Source organism: Collinsella sp. AF37-9, assembly GCF_003475115.1.
GTDB lineage: Bacteria > Actinomycetota > Coriobacteriia > Coriobacteriales > Coriobacteriaceae > Collinsella.
Genome location: NZ_QROQ01000015.1, coordinates 32962 through 55829 on the forward strand (window position 1 = coordinate 32962; position 22868 = coordinate 55829).

Sequence of the window (22868 nt, forward strand, 5' to 3'; positions counted from 1 at the left end):
AGATCCTGCTACGACTACGTCCTCGGATTGTGGGGCTGAATGAAGGACGTGGTTGTGGGGGTGCCTTGTCCCGGTCGCTGTTTCGCGGCGTGGCCGCGAAACCACGCGCCACTTTGGGCATGGAGGGCTAGCTGATTGTGGCCTTCTGCTGCCCCAGTGCTGTTTCGCGCTTTGCGCGAAACATCGCAGCACTTTGGGCATAGTGGGGGAGTTGGTTGTCGCTGCCTTCTATCCCCTTGCTGTTTCGCGCCTTTGGCGCGAAAGGCGCAGTACTTTGGGCGTGGGGGCTGGCTTGCGGACTCAGATGACCTAGAGAGATATGGGTGCAAACGAGAAATCGTTGTTGGGGTCGTCCTTTTCCATAAACTCATCGAGACAGAATGTCATATAGATTGGAACGTAAAGGATCTTGCCCTCTTTGCAAAGGTTTTCGTGGCTCAGCACAACGGCCTCGGGAATTTTGTACTCGCCCACACTCATCAAACGGTCGAGGGCTGCATGTGCTCGAACTTTCTTGCCCGATTTGACTTCGATTGGGACAACATGCCCGCGGGCACCTTCGATTACAAAGTCGACTTCACCGACCTCACGCGTTTGGTAGTACCACGTATCTGCTCCGAGGGCAACGAGTTCCTGTGCGACCACGTTCTCATAGAGGCCGCCGAGGTTGGGGGTTTTCATGTCAAGGTAGACGGCGCGTGCCGTGCTGCCGGGGTACCGCGATGCGAGCATACCTGTATCGGACTCGTATAGTTTAAAGGCCGTCGTTTTCTCCGTCCTCTTGAGAGGACTTCGTGCCTCCGTCACCTGGGGGACCATCAATCCAACGCCTGCGTTCACCAGCCATAGGAAATCCTGCTCGTATTTTTGAAGACGAGCTCCCTCGCCTAGAGACGAGACGATAAAGCGATGGGACTCCGCCTCAAGCTGAACGGGAATTTGCTCGAAAATGGAGCGAACGTTAAACGCTCGAGTCGATGCATATTTAGAGATATCGCTTTTGTACTGATCGACTAGCTGAATTTGAAGCTCACGCGTTCTCACGAGCGAATAGCCCGAATCGATATAGTTCTGAACGACCTCCGGCATGCCGCCGCAAACGATATAAGCTCTAAAGTTTTTGAGCATCGCCTCATGAATAAAATTTTCGACGGGACGCCTCTCGACAAGGCAGCTGCGGATGTCTGCAAGCACATTCTCGCTGATGCTGTTTGCCCAACAAAACTCTTCAAAATCCATTGGCCGCATAACAATGTGCTCGACATACCCCACCGGGAAAGAAGAGATCCCCTTAAACTCAGTCCCAAGCATAGACCCCGAGAAGACATAGCTAAAGCGTCCGTCCTCGACCAGCGCCTTCATAAGTGTAACGATCTGCGGATACTCCTGAATCTCATCGACAAAGATAAGCGTATCTCCCTCAACAAGCGGTGCATCCGCAAGAAGGGCCACACGGTTGATGAAGTCAATGGAGTTCTTAGCGCCAACAAGTACGTCTCTTGCCTCGGCATCAAGTAGCAGATTGACCTCATAATACGAAGCGTAGTTGCTCTTTCCAAACGCGTGAATCGCATAGCTCTTGCCAATCTGACGCGCACCGGTAACAAGCAGGGCCTTATGGGAGTTATTCTTCCAGCTCAAAAGCCTATCAGTGACTTTGCGGCGTAGCATTAAAACACCTCATTGACAAAAATTGGCAAATAGATTTGCCCCTAATCATACAAAAATTGACAAATAGATTTGACCCAAATCATACAAAAATTGGCAAATAGCAAAGCTCACTTAGGCCTCAAAGCCAGCGAGCCAGCACGGTACTTTGCGAAAAGGCTGGCGGCGCCGTTGTTGAGGGTGGCCAGGTTGACAGTGGCGCCGTTAGCGTTCTCGGCTGCTTGGGCGCGCAGGAGCGAAAGGGCGTCGGTAGCGTTCATGCAGAAGCCGACGGTAAAGTTCCATACTGCGAACTCGCAGTCGCTTGCCGCGGGGTGAAGCGCGATCGGCTATCCCTTATGTTGGATGAAAAGCCCCTTGTTTTTGCAGGGGTGCATACTCAACTTATAAGTGCATAGAATCTCGTATAGTGCGAGTAAGATATTGCGCTGTCCGTTTTGTGTTTAGCAGAGATGTAGTTTGCATAATCCGACATAATCCTCGCTGCATTTAAATAAAGTTGCACGTAAATGGCGTAGATATGTCTGAGCTGGGGTTCTGTACGCTGAGCGGATAAAAACGACCGTTCACCGTTCCGCTATTTTCAAAATGAATAAAATGAGCGATAAAGAGAATATAAACCTTAATAAACTCGCGTATCGCACGGACGCGGGTTATTAATGGGTTGTAGGCCTTTTACAGAAAGGATTCCAGCAATGTCTAAGCCTCTTGGCAAGCCCGATCGTATTGTCGTCGCCCTCGGCGGCAACGCCCTCGGCAACAACCCCGTCGAGCAGATCGAGGCCGTGAGCAACACCGCCCACGCTCTCCTTGGTCTTATCGAGCAGGGCAACGAGATCATCATCACCCACGGCAACGGCCCGCAGGTCGGCATGATCCAGAACGCCTTCGCCGCTGCCCACGATGCCATCGGTACCCCCGAGATGCCGCTGCCCGAGTGCGGCGCCATGTCCCAGGGCTACATTGGTTATCACCTGCAGCAGGGCATTGGCCGCGAGATGCACAAGCGCTATAAGCGTTGGCACGCCGCCACCGTCGTCACCCAGATCGAGTGCGATCCCGACGATCCCGCGTTCAAGAACCCGACTAAGCCGATCGGCCCCTTCTACACCGAGGAGCAGGCCAAGGAGTTCATGGCCGAGGATCCCTCCAAGGTCTTCGTCGAGGATTCCGGCCGCGGCTGGCGTCGCGTCGTCGCCTCCCCCGATCCCAAGAAGATCGTCGAGGCTGACTCCATCCTCAACCTGCTCGACAACGAGTTCATCGTCATCGCCTGCGGTGGCGGCGGCATCCCCGTCGTCCGCGACTACGAGAACAAGGGCTGCTACAAGGGCGTTCCCGCCGTCATCGACAAGGACCTGGGCGGCGAGCTGCTGGCCGAGGACTGCGACGCCGACGTCCTGTTCCTGCTGACCGCCGTCGAGCATGTCGCCATCAACTTTGGCAAGCCCAACCAGGAGGAGCTCGAGGACCTCACCGCCGACGAGGCCGAGCGCCTGGCCGACGAGGGTCAGTTCGGCAAGGGCTCCATGGAGCCCAAGGTCCGCGCCGCCATCAAGTTCGCCCGCTCCCGCAAGGGCCGCACCTGCATCATCGGCGCCCTGGACAAGGCCGCCGAGACCATGGCCGGCCTCTCCGGTACCCGCATCCACGAGTAGTCCCTACTCCGTTGCCTCTCCCGTGGGCGCCAGGCAAGACGCCCACAAACTAGCCTCTCTTCACGAGCCCCGCAGTCCGCTCCGGCTGCGGGGCTTTTGCTGTTCACCTAGTCATTGGGGACGTTCTTAAATTACTAGTCAAACAAGAGCGTCCCCAATGACCACTCATTTAAGTCTGTCCCCAATGACTGCCCAATGGCTGGGAAGGCGCATCCCACACCGACGCATTGCCTTCGGGCCCTCTCCCCAGGCTCTCCATAGCTCAGCTGGACTCCCCGCAACCTGTTCCGAGTTGGCGGAACGAGCGCGACGTGGAGTGTCATTCTTTACCGCGTTAGACTAGACGCAGGGAAAGGAGGAGGACATGGATGCTCGCGTCAAGCAGCTTGTAAATATGATCGAGGACGCTCAGCCTGTCGCTGTCGCGGTACTTGCCAAGCGTCTCGAGGTAAGCGAGCGCGCCGTGAGAAACTATATCCATCGCGCAAACGACAGCCTTGCAGGGGTTGCACGCATCGTTGGCAGCAAGGGGCAGTATCGTATCGATGTTGCACGTGCAGATGAGCTTGCTCGCTTGCTAGACGGTGCGGCTCTGGCCCATCCGGGCATTCCTGATACGCGCGATGGCCGTGTGTCCTTCCTTCTTAACGACCTCCTCATGCGGTCCCAGTGGGTGACGATTGAGGAGTATGCGGATTTACTCTACGTTTCGGCGCGAACTCTGTCCAATGACATGCGTCTGGTAGAGCAGAAACTCGCCCAATTTGACTTAACGCTCGAAAAGCGCCCACGCTACGGAATCCGCGTTGCGGGCGGGGAGTCACAACGGCGCCTGTGCCTGGCCTCGCTGGTGAGGCCCGTGTTGCCCGACGCCGACGATGCAAAGCTCGCCGAGCGCCTGCGGGCCATCGCCGCATGTGTGGACGATGCCCTGACGGCCTCGCCCGTCACGGTGAGCTCGCTGGCATCCCGCAATCTCATCATGCATCTTTACATTGCTCTTGGCCGCATCGAGCAGGGCTGCTATGTCCCAGCTGCAGAATCGGACGTTCAAAAACTGGAGGGAACGCGCGAATACGCCGCGGCTTTCCAGATTGCCGCAAACATCAAGGATGCCCTGGGCGTGAGCATGCCCCGAGAAGAGGTTGCCTTTATCGCAATCCATTTGCTCGGCAGGGGCACGGGCGTGCCCGAGAAGGGCTCTGCCGTTATCTCGGACGAGATGTGGGAGATTGCTTCCGAGATGGTACGTGCGGTCAACGATGAGTTTAGGTTTGACTTTAGCGGCGATCTTGAACTTCGCATGAACCTTGCTCGGCATATCGGCCCTCTGGGCTATCGCCTTGAATATCACATGCATATGGATAACCCCATGCTGCCCGATATCAAGACGAGGTTTCCGTTGGCCTATTCGATGGCAGCTGGCACCTCGCAGGTACTCGAGCGTCATTTTGGCAGCCAGCCCTCTGATGAAGAGCTCGGCTACATCGCCATGGCATTTGCCCTGGCCCTCGAGCAGCAAGCCGACCAGCCGCGTCGCAAGCGCATCCTGATCGTGTGCGCCTCGGGAGCGGGAAGCGCCCGTATGCTCGAGCACCAGTACCGCAAGCAGTTTGGCATGTATATCGATTCGATTGAGACATGCGATGTCGCCCGCGTGGGAACGTTCGATTTTTCGCACATCGACTACGTGTTCACAACGGTGCCGCTCAACGTCAAGTTGCCCGTGCCCGTCCGCGAGGCCGATTTCTTCTTGGAGACGAGCGATGTCAACGCTATCCGCAAGGTGCTGAGCGACGACACTGCGCAATCGGACTCCGTAAGCTCTTTCTTTAGCCGTGCCCTGTTCTTCAACCGCGTTGAGGCGTCGTCGAAGCAGGCCGTTCTCCGATATCTCTCCGAGCGCGCCGTCGAGAGCGGCCGTGTCGATGCCCAGTTTGCCCAAGAGGTCGCCGAGCGCGAGAGCGCGAGTGCCACCTCGTTTGGCAATGGGGTAGCCATGCCCCATGGGATGCATCCCTTGAGCGCCGAGGCCTTTGTTACCGTGGGCCTGCTCGAACATCCCATTCTTTGGGACGAATACGGCCATGAGGTCGATATCGTCTTTATGGTGTCGTTTGCCCGGTCGGGCGGCGATGAGGCGCGGATTTTGAGCTCACTGCTCGCCGAGATCTTTATGGACCGCCAGGGGGTCGAGCGCCTACGCGAGCGCCGGTCCTGGCATGAGCTGATGGCGCTTGTGCAAGCGCATACGGCTTAAGACTTCTTTTGTCGATAACCCTGTCTGTCTACCTGCAATAAACCTCGAGGATTGCGGGCGGGAGATAGGCGTTTCGAATATTCAAGTACAAACCAAACATCACGGGAGAGGAGACCGTTATGGACGATCAGGGAACCGAGATGGTTTCGTTTCAGCTGGTCGCTGCAGCGGGAGAGGCACGCAGCCTTGCCTTCGAAGCCCTTGAAAAGGCAAAAGCGGGGGATTTTGACGCCGCCGCCAAACTCATGAAGCAGTCAAAGGATGCGGGAATCAAGGCTCACCACATCCAAACGCAGCTGCTTTCGACTGAGGCAGCGGGCGAGCATCTGTCGGTGGATGTGTTGCTGGTCCATGCTCAGGACCACCTCATGTGCTCCATGCTTGCTCAGGAGCTCGTGCAGGAGCTGATCTGCCTGTATGAGTGCACTGCAACCAAGAACGCCTAGCGGCGTGCGGTGACTATCCAACCAATCAATGCGAAGGGAATCCCTTATGAAGATCCTTCTTGTTTGCGCAGCTGGTCTGTCTACAAGCATTCTGATGAAGAAACTCGAGAAATATGCGGAGCAAAACGGCATCGAGCTCGATATCGATGCGGTGGGTATCGGCGAGTATCAGGAGACGTGCGCCAATTATGACGTGCTGCTCTTGGGGCCGCAGGTGTCCTACCAGCTCAACACCGTCAAGCAGGGGAGCGGTAAGCCGACCGCGGTCATCCCCGCACAGGACTACGGCATGGGCAACGCCGCCAACGTGCTGGCACTCGCCCAGTCGCTGTTGGGTTAGGAGGCAACCATGGAGAAGTTCATGACCCTGCTTCAGGAAAAACTGACCCCTATCGCCAATTTCTGTGGCACCGAGCGCCACTTTGCCTCCATGCAAAAGGGCTTTATGAGCGCGATCAGCTTCATCTTGGTATCTGCCGTCTTTATGATCCTCGCCAACCCGCCGGTCACGGCCGACCTGGTGGCGCAGGGCGGGTTCTGGTCCGTCTTTGGCCCTTGGCTCGATTTTGCGACGGCCAATAAGCTCACGCTGCTCATCCCCTTCAATATGACGATGGGCATACTGTCGGTGATCGTGACGTTCGCAATCGCCTATAACCTGGCGGGCACCTACAAGATGCCCAAGCTTAACGCCGGCATGACCTCGCTGGTGATGTTCCTGATCGCCGCGGCGCCGTCGTCCTACTACCAGCTTGCTGACGAGTCCGTGCTCCAGGCGGTCCCCTGCACCTATCTGGGTGCGCAGGGCCTGTTTACCGCCATCATCGTTGCCTTGGTCTCCGTCGAGGTCACGCGCTTCTGCCAGACCAAGGGCATCACCATCAAGATGCCCGATGGCGTGCCGCCGTTTTTGTCCGAAACCTTTGGCGCCATCGTACCTATGCTCGCCAACATCCTCATCTTCTTTGGCGGCAACCTGCTGATCCAGATGATCGATCCCGCGCTGTCCATCCCCTCGGTTATCGAGAAGCTGCTCGCTGCCCCGCTTTCCGTCGCAGTTGACTCTGTGCCCGGCGCACTGCTTATCTGCTTCATGACGCTGCTGTTTTGGTGCTTTGGCGTCCACGGCAACATGATCGTAATGCCCATCACCGCCCCGGTCTCGCTTGCCGCCTTTGCCGCCAACGCCTCGCTCTATGCTGCCGGGCAGCCGCTTGAGTTCCACCCGGTGCTCATGTCGTTGGCCATCAACCTCATCGGCGGCACGGGTAATACGTTCTCTTTTGTGGCGCTCTGCGCGTTTAGGGCAAAGTCGCAGCAGCTCAAGGCATTTGGCAGGGCATCGATCGTGCCGAGCTTCTTCCGTATCTCCGAGCCCGCGATCTTCGGCGCGCCCATCATCTTCAACCCGATCCTCATGATTCCGTTTGTGCTAGGCGGCATGATCTCGGCCCTGCTGTATTGGGGTGCGGTCTCACTGGGTCTTGTCTCTAACTTCTACATCTTGGTGAGCGGCACGTTCCCCATCTTTGTTCAGGGCTTTGTCCAGTGCCTCGACCCGCGCATCTGGGTGTTTACGATCGTTTTGATCGTGGTCATGGCTGTGGTCTGGTACCCGTTCTTTAAGGTGTACGATAACCAGCTCCTGGCTCAGGAGCAGGAGAACGCCGCGGCAGCTTCTGCCGAGGATGCTGAGTAGCATGAGTTACTTTGACAGAACGTCTGCCGCCGGTATGCCCGAGGGCTTTTTGTGGGGTGGTGCCCTCGCCGCCAACCAGGCCGAAGGGGGCTGGAACGAGGGCGGCCGCGGCATGTCGCACTCCGACCTGATCCCACAGGGTTCCGACCGCTGGGATGTAATGTTTGGCAGGCAAAAGCCCGTGGACGATCCGGACAGGCTGTATCCATGCCGCTGGGGCAACGACTTCTTCCATCATTGGCACGAGGATGTCGAGCTCTTTGCCGAGATGGGCTTTAAGTGCCTGCGTCTTTCAATTTGCTGGAGCCGTATTTTTCCCACAGGGATGGAGACCGAGCCCAACGGCGAGGGCTTGGAGTTTTACCGTCAGGTATTCGAGGCACTGCGCGAGCATGGAATCGAGCCGCTTGTGACGCTGTCGCACTACGACTATCCGTTGGCTCTGGTCGAGCGCTATGGTGGCTGGCAAAGCCGAGAGATGATCGAGCGGTATGCGCACTACGTCGAGACCGTCGGACGCGCGTACCAGGGCCTCGTGCGTTATTGGCTTACGTTCAACGAGATCAACAGCGTGGCGCTGTCCTATCTCAACGCGGGTGTCACGCTCGAGGATGAGCGTGACCGTGCAGCCGTGACCGCGGCGTTCTCGCACCATATGTTTATGGCGAGCGCTCGCGCTGTCGAGATTCTGCACAAGATCGATTCCGCAAACAAGGTGGGTTGCATGGTCGCTGCCGGTGCGACCTATCCGTACCGTTGTGCGCCCGAGGACGTATGGCTTGCGTATGAGGAGGACCGCGGCCGCTACTTCTACACAGACGTGATGGCTGCGGGCGCCTATCCTGCTTGGAAGCTGCGTGCACTCGAGAAAGAGGGTGTTCACGTGCCCTTTGAGCCGGGCGATACGGAGTATCTGGCAGAGCATACGGTCGACTTCATCTCGTTCTCGTACTATTGCTCGCGCTTGGTGTGCGCCGATGATCAGGTGATCGCCGAGAAGGCGGAGGGCAACGTGTTCCCGACGTTGCGCAATCCGTACCTCAAGGATAAAGAGACTGCCTGGAAGTGGCAGATCGATGCGCTGGGTTTGCGCGTGACGCTTGCCGGCTACCACGATCGTTACCATCTTCCGCTCTTTATCGCCGAGAACGGTGTGGGCGGACTCGATGCGCTGGAAGACGGCAAAGTCCACGATGCGTATCATATTGATTACCTGCGAAGGCATATTCTTGCGCTGCGCGATGCAATTGTCGAGGACGGTGTTGACCTGATGGGATACACGCCGTGGGGCTGTATCGATTTGGTGTCGGCCTCGACGGGGCAGATGAAGAAGCGCTATGGCTTTGTTTATGTTGATGCCGATGATATGGGCAAAGGCACGTTCGATCGCTACCGAAAGGACAGCTTCTGCTGGTACCAAAAGGTCATTGCATCAAATGGCGAGGACTTGAGTTAACTCTTGCAGGTCTGTTGCCCCCGCGGTCCGCTTCGGCCGCGGGGGCTTTTGTTATTGAGGCGGCTGTTCATGAGGAGCATTGCAGGCTGCGGAAACCCGGCACTTGGGGACGTTCCTTTCCTGCCGGCAGCTTGGGACAGTCCTTAAAGGCCGCATCGATCAACTGCGGAAAGCACATCCCAGAATGAGCGTCCAACATGGGGTGCGGTTTCCCTTGAGGCCCTCAATCGGAAAATGCATCCCGGATTATTGTCGAAAAGCGGTCCCTAGTTTCCCAAACGGGCCGCTAACGGAAAGCGCACCCCGCTATTGGGCCCCAAAGCAGGATGCGCTTTCCGTGCTGGCAGTTCCAAGCAGTTCGGGATGGCCCTTTTCGTCTGCTCTCGGCCGGCGTCCGTAAGGCTGTCCCCGACGACCACTCATTTAAGCCTGTCCCCAATGATTTTTAAGCCTGTCCCCAATGATTAGTAGTAGGCCCACATGGCTTCGACTTCGTTAAGGACCTCTACGACACCCCAGCGGCGGGCGCTGCGGCTGGCCGAGTTGGGGTCGAAGACTTCAATCTGGTCGGCGTCGTCAATACCGTAAAGCACAATGTAGTGGCCCACGTTGGTAAAGGTGCCCGGCCGAACGGCGGCGATGACGGGCGCTCCCGAACGCAGCGCCTGAGTCATCGAGTCACGATCGTTATGGAGTTCCGTTCCGTTAAGTCCCAACTGCCACGCGCCGCTCGTCATAAAAGACCATTCGGTTGCACCGGTGGGGGCGTAATTGCCCGCCTCGGAAAGCGCGCACATATCGACGGGGGTCATATCGGTGCGTCCCGTCTTAAAGATATAGACCATGGTGAGGCACGTGGGCCCGCATGCATTTTGGCGGATGGTGCCGCCGGCGTAAGGCAGCTCCGACCACGCAGGGTCGATCTGATAGATATGGGGCATCGTGCCGGCTTGCCATTGCGAGCGCGGGGTCGAAAAGGCGAAAGAATAACCGGGCGCGACGGGGGCCTTGAGCAGCTTGTCCTCGGCGGTGGGCTCGAGACCGGCCGAGCCGTGGGACATACAGGAGCTCATAAGCACAAAGACCAGACAGGTGAGGATAGAGCACAGTGCGAGGCGAAGCCGACGAGCCGGCAGGGCGGGGGCATTCACGTACGATGTCGAGCGGTAAGGCTTGCCGTCGCGTCCGCCTTGGGGATGCGACAAGAAGCGGTTGATATGGATGCCGGGCTGACGCGCGCCGTTGCGGCGCAGTTGCGGAACCTCGGCCTGGCGCTGTCGAGTGCGCGCGCCCAGGCGGCTATCTTGCTGCGCGCTTGTGCCCGTGCTCGGACGGCCACTCTGCCGTGTTCTGCTTGTCTGCTGCCGAGACGAAGGCCTGGGTTGCTCTTGAGGGCGTTGCGGATTGCTGCTCGTGGCACTTCTTGGCGTCGGCGTGGTACGGCCAGCAAGGCGAACGCTTTGTCGCCGTCGATCACCGTCGTTGTATCCGTATGCCATTCGTACCGCCTTGTCTCATGTATAACCTGTCTATCCTACAAAAAAGATGCGCAACAAATGGGTCTGCGCGTCAAAAGCTCGGTAAACGGTACGAAAGGCGTAAAACACACGGCCTTAAAAACATCTCTCTATGCGTCCGATGAGCGTACGCCCGTCGGACGGGCGGCAACAATGAGCGGCAAACCGTGCCGTTCGTCCCAAAAACGGCGCCGCTCGTTTTGCAGTTCTGCCTTCGGTCGAGCCACAAGCGGCGCTGCTGTGCCAAGGCCGTATTGTAAAGCCACGAAATAAAAGCGCGCGGCAAAACAGACCGCGCAAGGGGTGACGCCAAAGAGGCGTCAATAAGGAAAGGAGGGGAACAATGGCGGACAAGAACGCAGAAGTTGCAGTCGAAGGTAACGGTGGCATGAAGAAAACGCTTTCGCTCTGGAACTTCTTCACCATCGGTTTCGGTGCCATCATCGGTACCGGTTGGGTTCTGCAGGTCGGCGACTGGATGGTCGTGGGCGGCGGTCCCGTTCCCGCTATGATCGCATTCCTCTTGGGTGCAATCTTCCTCGTGCCCGTCGGAGCTGTTTTCGGTGAGCTCACGGCTGCTATCCCCATCTCGGGCGGCATCGTCGAGTATGTCGATCGTAGCTTTGGCCGTACGCTGAGCTACATCACCGGTTGGCTCCTGGCCCTGGGCAACGGCATCCTGTGCCCGTGGGAGGCAATCGCCATCTCGACCCTCGTGTCCGAGATGTTCGGCAGCCTGCCCGGTCTTGAGTGGCTGCGTGCCGTCAAGCTTTATACCATCCTGGGTGCCGACGTTTACCTGTTCCCGACGCTGATCGCGCTCGGCTTTGCAGTCTACGTCATCTTCCTCAACTTCCGCGGTGCCAGCTCGGCCGCCAAGCTCCAGGCCTTCCTGACCAAGGCCCTGCTCTGCGGCATGCTGCTTGCCATGGGCGTCTCGCTGTTCACCGGTTCGCCGGAACACGCCATGCCCGTGTTCTCCCAGGTCACCGGCGCTGGCGGCGGCAAGCCCGCTACCGAGGGCACCAGCCTGTTCGCCGGCATCGTGTCGGTCCTGGTTCTGACCCCGTTCTTCTACGCCGGTTTCGACACCATTCCTCAGCAGGCTGAGGAAGCGGCCGAGGGCCTCAACTGGAACAAGTTCGGCAAGATCATCTCCCTAGCCCTGCTGGCCGCAGGCGGCTTCTACATGGTCTGCATCTACTCGTTCGGCACCATCCTCGACTGGCATGAGTTTGTTAAGAGCCCGGTTCCCGCGCTTGCCTGCCTCAAGGGCATCAACATGCTTCTGTACCTGGCCATGCTCGTCATCGCCACGCTTGGACCCATGGGCCCGATGAACTCCTTCTACGGCGCCACGAGCCGCATCATGCTCGCCATGGGCCGCAAGGGCCAGCTGCCCGAGAAATTCGCCGAGGTCGATCCCAAGTCCGGCGCTCCCAAGCTCGCCTGCGTCGTCCTGGGCGTCATCACCGTCATCGGTCCGTTCCTGGGCAAGAACATGCTCATTCCTCTGACCAACGTGTCGGCCCTCGCCTTCATCTTCTCCTGCGGCATGGTCGCCCTCGCTTGCCTGCGCATGCGCTTCACCGAGCCCGACCTGCCTCGTCCCTACGAGGTGCCCGGCGGCAAGTTTGGCATCTGCCTCGCTGTCGCTGCCTGCGCCGTCATCATCGGCCTGCTCGTGATCCCGTTCTCTCCCGCCTCCCTCAACATGGTGGAGTGGAGCATCGTGATCGGCTGGCTGGCCATTGGCCTGGCCCTCATGGCCTTCACCAATTCCCGCAAAAAGTAACGCCTAGCCGGGGCGGATCGGGTGCGCGGGATCCTCTCTTCCGCGCACCGAACCCGGCACCACTTGGGTAGTTTTGTGAGGCCTTAACCCAACACGGCCTCGCCCACTATATGGATCCATAAGGAGGAACCATGTCCACTAAGTATGCAATCGTTGGCGGCAAGCTCATCGACGGTACCGGTGCCGAGCCGGTCGAGAACTCCCTCGTTCTCGTCGACGACAACGGCAAGATCGAGTACGCCGGCACTATGCAGGACCTTCCCGAGGGCGTTGAGGTTATCGACGCCGCCGGCAAGACCGTCCTTCCCGGCCTGATCGACACCCACCTGCACTTCTCGGGCAACCTGACCGACGATGACACCGATTGGGTCATGCAGCCGCTCCTCGAGAAGCAGGCCGTCGCCGTCAAGCAGGCCTACGACTGCCTCACCCACGGCCTCACCACCGTCTGCGAGATCGGCCGCTTTGGTATCCAGATCCGTGACTGCATCGACAAGGGCGTCTTTAAGGGCCCGCGCGTTCTGGCCACCGGCCTGGGCTTCTGCCGCGTTGCCGGTCACGGCGACTCCCACCACTGCACCCAGGAGCTCAACAAGGAATCCCACCCCTGGGGCGACCAGGTCGATGGTCCTTGGGATCTGCGCAAGGCCGTCCGTCGTCGCCTGCGCGAGAACCCCGATGCCATCAAGATCTGGGCTACCGGTGGCGGCATCTGGCGCTGGGACTCCGGTCGCGACCAGCACTATTGCTCCGAGGAGATCCAGGCCGTGGTCGAAGAGGCAAAGATGGTCGGCATCCCCGTGTGGAGCCACTGCTACAACAACCACGCCGCTGCCTACGATTCCGTTCGCTTTGGCTGCGAGCAGCTGATCCACGGTTTCGATATCGATGAGCGCACCATGGACCTCATGGCCGAGCAGGGCACCTTCTTCACGCCGACGATCGCCTTCCTGCCCACCTGGTACGCCACCTATCCGCCCGTCTACGTCCCCGAGCTGCACGACAAGTACGAGGGCACCCTGGTCGAGAAGGAGCTGCAGCGCAACTACGACTGCCTGCGCGAGGCCAAGAAGCGCGGCGTCGTCATGACGATCGGCTCCGACTCCTTCTCCTTCGTCACCCCGTACGGCACCTGCTCCATCGAGGAGATGTACGAGTTTGTCGACAAGATCGGCTTCACCCCGGTCGAGACCATCACCTGCGCTACCCTCAACGGTGCCAAGATGTGCCACATCGAGGACGAGACCGGTTCCATCGAGGCCGGCAAGTGCGCCGACCTGCTGGTCGTCAACGGTGACGTCGCCGCCGACATCCACGTGCTTAACACCGACAACATGGACGTCATCATGAAGGACGGCTGGATCGTCGAGGCTGGCACCTTTGGCGAGGCCAACAAATACAGCGCCTAAGATACCGTTTGTCGATGGCTGGATGTAAAACACAGTTTTTGATTGCATAATGCAATGGAGAGGGTCGCTTGCGGCCCTCTTTATTGCTATGGGTGCTACGGACAAGAGGGGATGACGGTGGATTTAAACAGGCTGATTCTGGGCAAGAGCTACAACTCTACCAAGGTCTTTCGTACGGCCCAGCATGTGGTTCAGGCCATCCTGCTCGGTGTTGTCGTTCCGGCGCTTATCCTGCTGCTTATCTGGGATTTAACCGATAATCCCAATCCCGTTCCGGGCGTTGTCGTTATTGCCGGCCTGGTCATGCTGTGCTTCTTTTTCTCGTATGTCTTTGTGGTCCCCGACGACCTCACATCGAGCGCAACCGACCGTACGCTCGCCATCGCATCAAAAATATTCGCCTACACGTCGCGTGGCCTTACGCCCGAAGCTGCCCTGGGCGCCTCCAAAATCATTCTGTCCGAAACTATCGCCTCGGCCATCTGCTTCACCGACGGCAAGCAGGTGTTGGCAAGCTGGGGCGAGGACTCGGCAAAGTGCCCTGCCGGCACCCCGGTCGTGCTCAAGACCACGCTCAACGTGATCGAGTCCGGCGAACAGAGTGTATTTTCGCGCGACGCCTCCAATGAGACGGGTGGCTATTTTCCCCGCCTGCGCGCCGGTATTGTCGCACCGCTTACCGTGCGCGGGCATTGCGTGGGTACGCTCGAGCTATACTATCCCCGCCTGAGCAGCATCGATATGCGCCAGACGGCGTTGGCCTCGGGCTTTGCCGATCTTATTTCCACGCAGCTCGCCAGCTTTGAGCTCGAGCGCCAGGACGAGCTTACGGCCCGCGTGGAGCTGCGCGCCCTGCAGTCGCAGGTCGACCCGCATTTTCTCTTCAATACCATCAGCACGATCGTGTCGCTCGTGCGAACCGAGCCCGACAAGGCGCGATCGCTGCTGATCGACTTTTCCAATTACTATCGTCAGACGCTTTCTGACTCCGATACGCTCACCACGCTCGAGCATGAGGTGGAACAGGGCACTCGTTATATCAATCTTATGCAGGCCCGGTATGGCGACGGCCGTCTGCGCGTCTCGGTCGACATCGACTTTGAGGTGCGCGACAGCCTGGTACCGCCGTTTATCTTGCAGCCGCTGCTCGAAAACTGCATCAAGCATGCGCAGCGCGAGACCGAGCCGCTTACTATTCATGTTAGGGCTTTTGAGACCGATGACGGCCTGGAGATCATCGTCGAAGATGACGGCATCGGCATGAGCGAAGAAGTCTGCGCGCACCTGTTTGAGCAGCATCGTCGAGAGGAGCCCGAGAGCATTACCGCCGACGGCTCCATCAAGCGAGGCTGCGGCCTGGCACTCTTCAACGTGCTTCAGCGCATCCATTTCTTTTACGGAGAAGATTCTGGCATGCGCGTGAAGTCCCAGGAGGGCGTGGGGACGCAGGTCATCGTTGAGTTGAACGGCGAGCCGCATGAGCCGGCGCCGATGACGGTGTAGCGCGCGGTTGGATTGAGAGAAAAAAGAGGGGAAGCGCATATGTCCGAGGGATGGAACATCTTGGTGGTTGATGACGAGCCTCCTATTAGGGCTGAGCTACGTTATCTGTTGGAAAAGGATGCGCGTGTGGGCCAGATTGCCGAGGCGGGCAATGTCACCGAGGCTGTGGAATCGATCCTGTCGAACAAGCCCGACGTCTTGTTTTTGGATATCACGATGCCCGGCCGCTCGGGAATCGAGCTTGCCGAGACGCTGCAGAACCTAAAGACGCCGCCGGTCGTGGTGTTTGTGACGGCATTTGCCGAGTATGCGGCCGATGCCTATAACCTCGATGCCGTCGATTACATCGTCAAGCCAGTCGAGGATGCCCGCCTGTCAAAGGCGCTCGACAAGATCGAGACCGCTCTGGGCGCTCGCCGTGTCGTCCATGCTCCGAGCCAGCCATTGCGCCTGACGGTGGATCGTGGGGGTAAAAAGGTGTTCATTCCCGTGGCGGATGTCTGCTACTTTGAGGCACGCGCCGATTTTTGCAACGCCGTCTGCGCCGAGGGAACATACCTGATCAATGAGTCGATTTCCTCGCTCGAGCGGCGCCTGGCCTCCGAGGGCTTTATCCGTGTCCACCGCAGTTATCTGGTCAATTTGGAAGACGTGCACAATGTCGAGATCGGCTCCACGGGCCTGATGGAGCTCAGGTTCGATCGCGTGACCTCGACGGTGCCCGTGTCCCGCCGTCGCGCCGCCGAGGTTAAGACGCACCTGGGGCTTGCGTAAGCGGTCCGCACGCCACCGTTTACCGCCGCAGGTTTGGCACGGGCGCGCGGTGGGCATAATGGGTGGCATCGAATGAAATCGAAAGGATCATTATGCCTGCGCTCATTACGCATCATCTGTTTGGCGAGGAAAGCATCGACCGTCTTCCGCAGGGCGTTATCACGTCCGACGAGGAGCGTATTGCCTTTATCCTGGGCAACCAGGGCCCCGACCCGTTTTTCTTCCACATGCTCACGCCGCGCGTTTCCGATTGCACGTTGCTTGCTCAGGTCATGCACCGCTCGCGTATGTCGCGCCAGTTCTCGTGTCTGCGCGACGGCGTGTCGCACCTGCAGCCGCGCGATGCCAACCTGGGTCGCGCCTTTGCGCTGGGCCTGCTGTCGCACTATGTGCTCGACCGCAATGCCCACCCCTTTGTCTACGAGCAGCAGTTTGGCATTGTGGACTCCGATCCCGAGCTCGAGGCTTCGGGCAGCCAAGTTCACGCCGTGCTCGAAAGCGACCTGGACGTGCTGATGCTGCAGCTCAAGCGCGATGGGGCAACGGTCGAGGATTATCCGCCGGCGGGCGAGATCGTCACGACCGACCGCATCAATCGTGTTGCCGGCGTGCTGATGAGCTACGTCGCCGGGCGCGTGTACGGTATCGATATCCCGGCGGGGGAGTACGCCGGCGCCGTAGCCGACATGCAGCTGCTCTACCGCACTATCGAGCCGGCCGGTTCGGCCAAGACGCGCGCGATTGCCCTGATCGAGGGCTTGGTGCACGATTATTCGCTGCTCGACGGCCTTGCGCACCGTGTGACGACCGAGCTGCCCGAGCGTACCGGCAACCTGGGCCACTTGGCATGGAAGAACCCCTTTACCGACGAGGTCTCGAACGAGAGTTTCCCCGAGGTCTTTGACCGCGCGCTGGTCGATTACGAGTGCACGGTCGCCCGCTTTATCGAGACCGGCGATATGGAAGCCGTGACCAACCACGTCAATTACAGCGGTCGCGTGCTCGACGTCGACGAAGAGTTCGACCGCGAAGAGTAGGGCTCGTGCGTGCCCCTTTGCCGAATCCTTACCGGCGCCTCTGGACAATTGGGGTACGATGAACTAACTGCATATCGGGCGAATACGAAGGGGCCCTGTCCATGAAATACACCAAGCTCGAGCGTAACTGGGTTATGTACGATGTGGGCAACTCGGCCCTCGTGCTGCTCAATACCTCGGTGGTGCCCATCTACTTTAACGCCATCAATACCGGTGCTTCCTCGGCAGACCTGGTGGTCGCTTGGGGCAACGCGCAGACGATTGCCTCGCTAGTCATTGCCATGCTCATGCCCATTCTGGGCGCGCTTGCCGATTACGCCGGCAACAAGATCAAGTTCTTCTTGGGCTTCTTCCTCACGGGCCTGGTCCTTTGCCTGGCGCAGGCTATCCCAATGTCCGCCATGGCATTTTTGACCGTGTACGTGCTGTGCACCATCGGCCTTAACTCTTCTATGACGTTCTACGACGCCATGCTGCCCGACATTACCACCGACGAGCGCATGGACGCCGTGTCCAGCTCGGGCTATGCCTGGGGTTACATCGGTTCCACCGTACCGTTCATCATCTGCCTGGCGCTTATCATGGGTGGCCCCGCTCTCGGCGTCCCCACCATGCTGGCAACGCGTCTGTCGTTTATCATTACCGGTGCCTGGTGGCTCATCTTTACCCTGCCGCTCATTCGCACCTATAAGCAAAAGTACGGTCGCGAGCGCGGTCCCCAGGACACCATCGGCCACATCGTGGGCGGTGTGTTCTCCGAGGTCGGACACACCATGCGCGAGATCGCCCACAACAAGACCGTGCTGGTCTACATGATCGCGTTCTTCTTCTACATCGACGGCGTGCACACGGTCATTTCCATGGCAACCAGCTACGGCTCGGCTCTGGGTATCGATTCGACCCAGCTGGTGCTGGCGCTGCTCGTCACGCAGTTTGTGGCCTTTCCGTCCGCCATCATCTACGGCAAGCTCGCCGGACGCGTGGGCACGCTCAACATGATTCTGGTGGCGGTCGCCGCCTACATGGGCATTGTGCTGTTCGCCGCGTTCTTCCTAAAGACCGCCTTTGAGTTCTGGGTGCTTGCCATTATGGTCGGCCTGTTCCAGGGCGGCGTGCAAGCGCTCAGCCGTAGCTACTTTGGCCGCATTATTCCCAAGGAAAAGTCCAACGAGTACTACGGCTTCTTTGACATCTTTGGTCGTTATGCAAGCGTTATGGGCACCTTCCTGGTGTCGGTCGTCACCTCGCTGACCGGCAACCCGTCGCTGGGCGTCCTTTCCATTGGTGTGCTGCTGGTCGTTGGCTTTATGCTGCTGGTCCGCCTGTCCCGCATGACTCGGGCGGCAGAGCATGCCGCATAGGAGCGAGCGGCTATTGTGCCTGTCCACGGTACTCTTTTGGGGTTATCCGCAATAAACATTGCGACTTGCGAGCAATGATTTGCCCAAGTGGGTATGATGGAATCAGCTAGGTCGCGGGGCGTCGCCTGTGTTTGGCGGCGTCCCGTTTTTGTGTTGCAGGGAGGGTAAGGCATGAACGCCACGGTCGTGATTCCAACGTATTGGGCGGGTGATGACGCTTGCGCAAACGCCCCTGGCACCTATGATCATTCGACGCGACTCAACGCCGACAATCCCGAACTCGACCGCTGCCTGGCCTCGCTTGAGCAGGTACGTGACATCCCGCGCATCATCCTTTTGGTGGTCTGTCCCGTTTCTGCCACAGCCGATGTGTCGCTGCGCGTGCACGAGATTGTCGACGCGCATCCCACGCTCAAGGTCACCGTTGTCACCAACACCCAGGCCTCGCGCATCGCAGACCGGGTTGCTCAGATCGCGCCTAAGGGTTCGGGCGAGTGCGTGAGCCTGCGAGGCTACGGTGCCATCCGCAACATGGGGCTAGCTTGTGCCGCTGTGCTGGGGCATGACGCGGTTATCTTTTTGGATGACGATGAGACTGTCATCGATGCCGACTTTATGAAGCGCGCGACCTACGCGCTGGGTCAGCAGACGCGTCAGGGCCTGCCGATCTTGGTCAAGAGCGGCTATTTCTACGATCGCGACGGCTCGCCGCTGGCTCCCACGGACAAGGCGGGCATCTGCCATCGTTGGTGGACCAAGCGCATCGAGTTCAACCGTTGGATGAAAAAGGCGCTCTCGGGCACCCGCATCTCGCGCTCCAACTACGTGTGCGGCGGCCTGATGGCCCTGCACGCCCGCGCCTTTACGCGTGTGGCCTTTGACCCGTTTATCACCCGCGGCGAGGACTTGGATTACCTCTTTAACATGCGTATGTTTGGCTACGACGTGTGGTTTGATAACGAGTGGACCGTGCGCCATCTGCCTCCGGAGTCCGAAAAGCGCTCACCGCGCTTTATGCAGGATGTATACCGTTGGTACTACGAACGGGCCAAGTTGACGTTCGCCGCGCATCAAAAGGAGCTCATCCCCGTTACGGCGGCATCGCTCATGCCCTACCCGGGCCCGTGGATTTCGCGCGAGCTCGACGACCGCGTGCGCAAGACCGCTATGGTCCGCAGCGTGTTTACCCGCGAGCATGAGGGCTACCTGCGCATTTGGCGCCATGGTATCGGCGAGGCAAAGGCCTATGCGCGCCAAAACGCTGCAAGCTACCTGCGTTTCCAGAGCTTTTGGCCCAAGATCATGGACGGGCTTTGGCGTGACGCACAACTGATCAGTATCCTGGAGGGGGCCGAATGATCGACCGCCGCGCCCAGTGCGATAGTTCAATATCAATCTTTCGCATCATTGCCGTTGCATGCGCCATTTGCGTGCTGGTGTACTTTATTTTTGCCTTGGTGACCGGTATCGAGCCGATCGCCACGGTGATTGCCTGCGCGCTGCTGTGCATCTTTCTGTGCATCTTTATCTTTTTGACGCTCAATCCCGATTCGGTGCGCTCCCAGTACACCGAGGAGACGCTCTCGGTGGCCTCGGCCATGCTCGAGGACATTAAGGGCGGTCTGACGCAGGAGTCGGCGCGTTTGGTGTGCCGGCGCATTTTGCCCGAGACGCGCGCCATGACGGTGGCCATCACCGACGAGGACAACGTGCTTGCCTGCGCGGGCGAGTTTGAGGAAAAACTGCTGCCCGATACTCCCATCCACACGCTTGCCACACGCTACGTTATCGAACATGGCATCGTGCAGTCGTTCAACCGTATGGTGGATGTCGTGGGCTCGGACGGCTCGCACAACCAAGTTCCCGCCGGCATTATCGCCCCCATCAAGGTGGGCGATCGTACCGTCGGCACGCTCAAGTTCTACTACAAGACCCCGCGCGCCGTCGACCGTACCCAGTATGCGCTTGCCTCGGGCTTTGCCGAGATCTTGTCCACGCAGCTCGCCATCCACGAGCTCGAGGTGCAAAAGGAACTCACGGCGCGCGCCGAGGTGCGTGCGCTGCAGGCGCAGATTAACCCGCACTTCCTGTTCAACACGCTGAACACCATTGCATCGTTTACGCGCACCGACCCGCTGCGGTCCCGCGAACTGCTTCGTGAGTTCTCATCGTTCTATCGTGCTACACTCGACAACTCGGGATCGCTTATTCCGGTCTCGCGCGAGGTCGCACAGACCAAGCGCTACCTTACCTTTGAGAAGGCCCGCTTTGGCGAGGACCGCGTGCTTGCGACGTTCGATGTGTCCGAGGACGTGGAAGATACGCTGGTGCCGGCGTTCGTGATCCAGCCGATTGTCGAGAACGCCGTACGTCATGGTATGGGCGATGACGACGCCCTGAGGATCGACGTGACCGTTCACCAAGACGGCGAGGATGCAATCTTGATTGCCGTGGCCGATAATGGCGTGGGCATGGATGAGGGTACCGCCGCCAGACTGTTTGACGAGCGCTCTGCCCGTCCCGACGCCAGCTCTCCCCAGGGTGGCGGCGCCGGTGTGGCCATGCACAATATTTCGGAGCGCATCCATCGCTTTTATGGGCCGCACTCCTATACGCGTGTCGAATCGGCGCCGGGCAAGGGCACCAAAGTGCTCCTTCATCTTGATTTGTCAGAGAGCATCTTTGACATTCAAGAGTAAAATAAAAGGCTACGGGCTCAACGTCATGCGACGGATGCCCGGCGTAGTTAGTTGACGAAAGGTTTTATCCCTATGCTGCGTGCGATGATTGTGGATGATGAGGCGCCGGCTCGCTCGGAGCTTCGCTTCCTGCTCGAGCAAACGGGCAAGATCGGCACGATCACGGAGGCGTCGAGCGTCCGCTCCGCCATCGAGATGCTTATGGAAAGTCGCGTGGATGTCGTGTTTCTCGATATCTCGATGCCCGGTGCCTCGGGCCTGCAACTTGCCGAGGCGCTGCATAAGCTCAAAAATCCGCCGGCGATCGTGTTTGTGACTGCGTATAGCGACCATGCGGTCGAGGCATTCGACGTGGATGCCGTCGATTATCTGATGAAGCCGGTCGAGGAAGCTCGCTTGGATCGCGCGATCGAGAAGGTCATGCAACGCGCCAAGCCGGTTACGGACAGCAAGGTGACCATCGAGCGTATCCCGGTGGAAAAGGGCGGCCGCAAGGTGCTCATTCCCGTGGACGACATTCGCTTTATCATGGCCAAGGACGATTACTCCTGCATCTATACCGTCGATGATCGCTTTTTGTCGACGACCTCGCTGGCGCAGTTTGAGGCCAAGCTCTGCGACTTTGGCTTCTTCCGTGTTCACCGCCGCTATATCGTCAACTTGGCGTGCGTTACGGACGTCGAGACGGTGCCCTCGGGCGCCATCCAGCTGGGCATTACGGGCGTCGACGAACGCGTGCCGGTTTCGCGCCGCCGCGTCGTGCCGCTCAAGAAGGCCTTGAGTCTCTAGCACACTGGCCCCGCAGCCCTGTAGACCCATCGTCTGCGGAGCCGTGGGGCCTTTTTTGTATGTATCTGCCGAATCGTTTTTTGCGGAAGGGATCCCATGAACAGTGCAAGCGCCAAGCGTATCGACATCATCTCGGACACCCACGGCTATTTATCGCCTGCGCTCTTGGATGAGCTTGAGGGCGCAGACCTGATCATCCACGCCGGCGACCTTACGTCAGAGATGGACTACGAGCACCTATGCACCATCGCCCCCGTGCGGGCCGTACTGGGCAACAACGATTGCTACCGCGACTACGGCCCCGATGTAGACCGTCTTGCGCTCTTTACTTACGAAGGCCTCAAATTCGCCGTAGCCCACTACCGCGAAGACCTCCCAGTGGGATCGGTGGACGTAGCCATCAACGGCCACACCCACGTAACCAAAGAAGCCCAAGTGGGCCGCTGCCTAGTTCTCAACCCGGGCAGCGCCAGCTACCCCCGAGGCACCCGAGGCCCCACCATGGCCAGAATGCTCGTCAAAGACGGCAAGATTATAAGCACCAAGTTTATTGACCTAGACTAACCGCAACAAAAACGGGGGATGCAGATGCGTTCCCCGTTTCCATTTGAGCCAATGGCCGAGCTTCAACAAAAACCTTAGACACCCCCGCCGCGGAGAACGGGGCCGCCGAGCCGCGAAGCGGCGAGCAACAACAACGGCTCGAACAATGTGACGGCAGGGAGGGTCTCCGGGGCCGGCGGGCGCGGGTTAAGTTTGTCGCGAGTTCCGCACGCAAAGGAAAGCACTTAATGTGC

General features: G+C 59.0%; 19 protein-coding genes. 16 read left to right on the forward strand and 3 right to left on the reverse strand.

All coding sequences use genetic code 11. The features are described from left to right. Positions 1-309: 309 nt before the first annotated feature. Entirely contained in the window at positions 310-1671 is a 1362-nt protein-coding gene (locus tag DW024_RS05900; RefSeq protein WP_117778773.1) for an ATP-binding protein, read from the reverse strand. A 107-nt stretch (positions 1672-1778) separates the two neighbouring features. Further along, the gene (locus DW024_RS10080; RefSeq protein ID WP_158549138.1) at positions 1779-1928 is read right to left on the reverse strand and encodes a hypothetical protein; all 150 of its coding nucleotides are present in this window, start codon (positions 1926-1928) and stop codon (positions 1779-1781) included. A 435-nt stretch (positions 1929-2363) separates the two neighbouring features. Here DW024_RS10080 and arcC point away from each other — a divergent pair, with 435 nt between their 5' ends. From arcC to DW024_RS05930, 6 genes are all read left to right on the forward strand, one after another. Then, positions 2364-3326 carry a carbamate kinase gene (gene arcC / locus DW024_RS05905; RefSeq protein WP_006235166.1) on the forward strand — a complete coding sequence of 321 codons (963 nt, stop codon included), beginning with the start codon at positions 2364-2366 and terminating at the stop codon, positions 3324-3326. A 364-nt stretch (positions 3327-3690) separates the two neighbouring features. Then, positions 3691-5586, forward strand: coding sequence for a BglG family transcription antiterminator (locus DW024_RS05910; protein ID WP_118377210.1), 1896 nt, complete (start codon positions 3691-3693; stop codon positions 5584-5586). Positions 5587-5705: 119 nt separating this feature from the next. Beyond that, positions 5706-6032: a PTS lactose/cellobiose transporter subunit IIA gene (locus DW024_RS05915; protein ID WP_117648559.1), complete on the forward strand. Its 327-nt coding sequence runs from the start codon at positions 5706-5708 to the stop codon at positions 6030-6032. A 46-nt stretch (positions 6033-6078) separates the two neighbouring features. Beyond that, complete coding sequence (locus tag DW024_RS05920) at positions 6079-6372, forward strand: PTS sugar transporter subunit IIB (RefSeq protein WP_117648560.1); 294 nt, start codon at positions 6079-6081, stop codon at positions 6370-6372. A 9-nt stretch (positions 6373-6381) separates the two neighbouring features. Further along, on the forward strand, positions 6382-7731 hold the full coding sequence (locus DW024_RS05925) for a PTS sugar transporter subunit IIC (protein ID WP_117776361.1): 1350 nt from the start codon (positions 6382-6384) through the stop codon (positions 7729-7731). A gap of 1 nt (position 7732) precedes the next feature. After that, positions 7733-9187: a family 1 glycosylhydrolase gene (locus DW024_RS05930; RefSeq protein WP_118377211.1), complete on the forward strand. Its 1455-nt coding sequence runs from the start codon at positions 7733-7735 to the stop codon at positions 9185-9187. Positions 9188-9651: 464 nt separating this feature from the next. Here the strand turns inward: DW024_RS05930 and DW024_RS10270 are convergent, their stop codons facing one another. After that, positions 9652-10686, reverse strand: a complete 1035-nt coding sequence (locus DW024_RS10270) for a C39 family peptidase (RefSeq protein WP_233541345.1) — start codon at positions 10684-10686, stop codon at positions 9652-9654. Between the two features lie 361 nt (positions 10687-11047). Here DW024_RS10270 and DW024_RS05940 point away from each other — a divergent pair, with 361 nt between their 5' ends. The 10 genes from DW024_RS05940 (at position 11048) to DW024_RS05985 (ending at position 22635) form a co-directional block, all read left to right on the forward strand. Beyond that, positions 11048-12499 carry an APC family permease gene (locus DW024_RS05940; protein WP_117629718.1) on the forward strand — a complete coding sequence of 484 codons (1452 nt, stop codon included), beginning with the start codon at positions 11048-11050 and terminating at the stop codon, positions 12497-12499. A 131-nt stretch (positions 12500-12630) separates the two neighbouring features. Beyond that, positions 12631-13908 (forward strand): amidohydrolase family protein, encoded by a 1278-nt coding sequence (locus tag DW024_RS05945; RefSeq protein ID WP_055310078.1) that lies wholly within the window; start codon positions 12631-12633, stop codon positions 13906-13908. A 117-nt stretch (positions 13909-14025) separates the two neighbouring features. After that, positions 14026-15411, forward strand: a complete 1386-nt coding sequence (locus tag DW024_RS05950) for a sensor histidine kinase (RefSeq protein ID WP_233541346.1) — start codon at positions 14026-14028, stop codon at positions 15409-15411. Positions 15412-15450: 39 nt separating this feature from the next. After that, positions 15451-16185 (forward strand): LytTR family DNA-binding domain-containing protein, encoded by a 735-nt coding sequence (locus DW024_RS05955; RefSeq protein ID WP_118377213.1) that lies wholly within the window; start codon positions 15451-15453, stop codon positions 16183-16185. A 92-nt stretch (positions 16186-16277) separates the two neighbouring features. Continuing rightward, positions 16278-17222, forward strand: coding sequence for a zinc dependent phospholipase C family protein (locus DW024_RS05960; protein ID WP_118377214.1), 945 nt, complete (start codon positions 16278-16280; stop codon positions 17220-17222). Positions 17223-17323: 101 nt separating this feature from the next. Continuing rightward, positions 17324-18583 carry an MFS transporter gene (locus DW024_RS05965; protein WP_118377215.1) on the forward strand — a complete coding sequence of 420 codons (1260 nt, stop codon included), beginning with the start codon at positions 17324-17326 and terminating at the stop codon, positions 18581-18583. A 171-nt stretch (positions 18584-18754) separates the two neighbouring features. Next, entirely contained in the window at positions 18755-19942 is a 1188-nt protein-coding gene (locus DW024_RS05970; RefSeq protein ID WP_117803913.1) for a glycosyltransferase, read from the forward strand. Next, positions 19939-21282: a histidine kinase gene (locus DW024_RS05975; protein ID WP_118377216.1), complete on the forward strand. Its 1344-nt coding sequence runs from the start codon at positions 19939-19941 to the stop codon at positions 21280-21282. The genes DW024_RS05970 and DW024_RS05975 overlap by 4 nt, the downstream gene beginning before the upstream one ends. Positions 21283-21354: 72 nt before the next feature. Beyond that, positions 21355-22071: a LytTR family DNA-binding domain-containing protein gene (locus DW024_RS05980; protein WP_006235156.1), complete on the forward strand. Its 717-nt coding sequence runs from the start codon at positions 21355-21357 to the stop codon at positions 22069-22071. Between the two features lie 96 nt (positions 22072-22167). Next, positions 22168-22635, forward strand: a complete 468-nt coding sequence (locus DW024_RS05985; RefSeq protein ID WP_118377217.1) for a YfcE family phosphodiesterase — start codon at positions 22168-22170, stop codon at positions 22633-22635. Positions 22636-22868 lie beyond the last annotated feature (233 nt).

Bases quoted from the DNA above. Each gene is read 5' to 3' on its own strand.
- DW024_RS05900 (WP_117778773.1), bottom strand. From the start codon at position 1,671: ATGCTACGCCGCAAAGTCACTGATAGGCTTTTGAGCTGGAAGAATAAC.
- DW024_RS10080 (WP_158549138.1), bottom strand. From the start codon at position 1,928: ATGAACGCTACCGACGCCCTTTCGCTCCTGCGCGCCCAAGCAGCCGAG.
- arcC (WP_006235166.1), top strand. From the start codon at position 2,364: ATGTCTAAGCCTCTTGGCAAGCCCGATCGTATTGTCGTCGCCCTCGGC.
- DW024_RS05910 (WP_118377210.1), top strand. From the start codon at position 3,691: ATGGATGCTCGCGTCAAGCAGCTTGTAAATATGATCGAGGACGCTCAG.
- DW024_RS05915 (WP_117648559.1), top strand. From the start codon at position 5,706: ATGGACGATCAGGGAACCGAGATGGTTTCGTTTCAGCTGGTCGCTGCA.
- DW024_RS05920 (WP_117648560.1), top strand. From the start codon at position 6,079: ATGAAGATCCTTCTTGTTTGCGCAGCTGGTCTGTCTACAAGCATTCTG.
- DW024_RS05925 (WP_117776361.1), top strand. From the start codon at position 6,382: ATGGAGAAGTTCATGACCCTGCTTCAGGAAAAACTGACCCCTATCGCC.
- DW024_RS05930 (WP_118377211.1), top strand. From the start codon at position 7,733: ATGAGTTACTTTGACAGAACGTCTGCCGCCGGTATGCCCGAGGGCTTT.
- DW024_RS10270 (WP_233541345.1), bottom strand. From the start codon at position 10,686: ATGGCATACGGATACAACGACGGTGATCGACGGCGACAAAGCGTTCGC.
- DW024_RS05940 (WP_117629718.1), top strand. From the start codon at position 11,048: ATGGCGGACAAGAACGCAGAAGTTGCAGTCGAAGGTAACGGTGGCATG.
- DW024_RS05945 (WP_055310078.1), top strand. From the start codon at position 12,631: ATGTCCACTAAGTATGCAATCGTTGGCGGCAAGCTCATCGACGGTACC.
- DW024_RS05955 (WP_118377213.1), top strand. From the start codon at position 15,451: ATGTCCGAGGGATGGAACATCTTGGTGGTTGATGACGAGCCTCCTATT.
- DW024_RS05960 (WP_118377214.1), top strand. From the start codon at position 16,278: ATGCCTGCGCTCATTACGCATCATCTGTTTGGCGAGGAAAGCATCGAC.
- DW024_RS05965 (WP_118377215.1), top strand. From the start codon at position 17,324: ATGAAATACACCAAGCTCGAGCGTAACTGGGTTATGTACGATGTGGGC.
- DW024_RS05970 (WP_117803913.1), top strand. From the start codon at position 18,755: ATGAACGCCACGGTCGTGATTCCAACGTATTGGGCGGGTGATGACGCT.
- DW024_RS05975 (WP_118377216.1), top strand. From the start codon at position 19,939: ATGATCGACCGCCGCGCCCAGTGCGATAGTTCAATATCAATCTTTCGC.
- DW024_RS05980 (WP_006235156.1), top strand. From the start codon at position 21,355: ATGCTGCGTGCGATGATTGTGGATGATGAGGCGCCGGCTCGCTCGGAG.
- DW024_RS05985 (WP_118377217.1), top strand. From the start codon at position 22,168: ATGAACAGTGCAAGCGCCAAGCGTATCGACATCATCTCGGACACCCAC.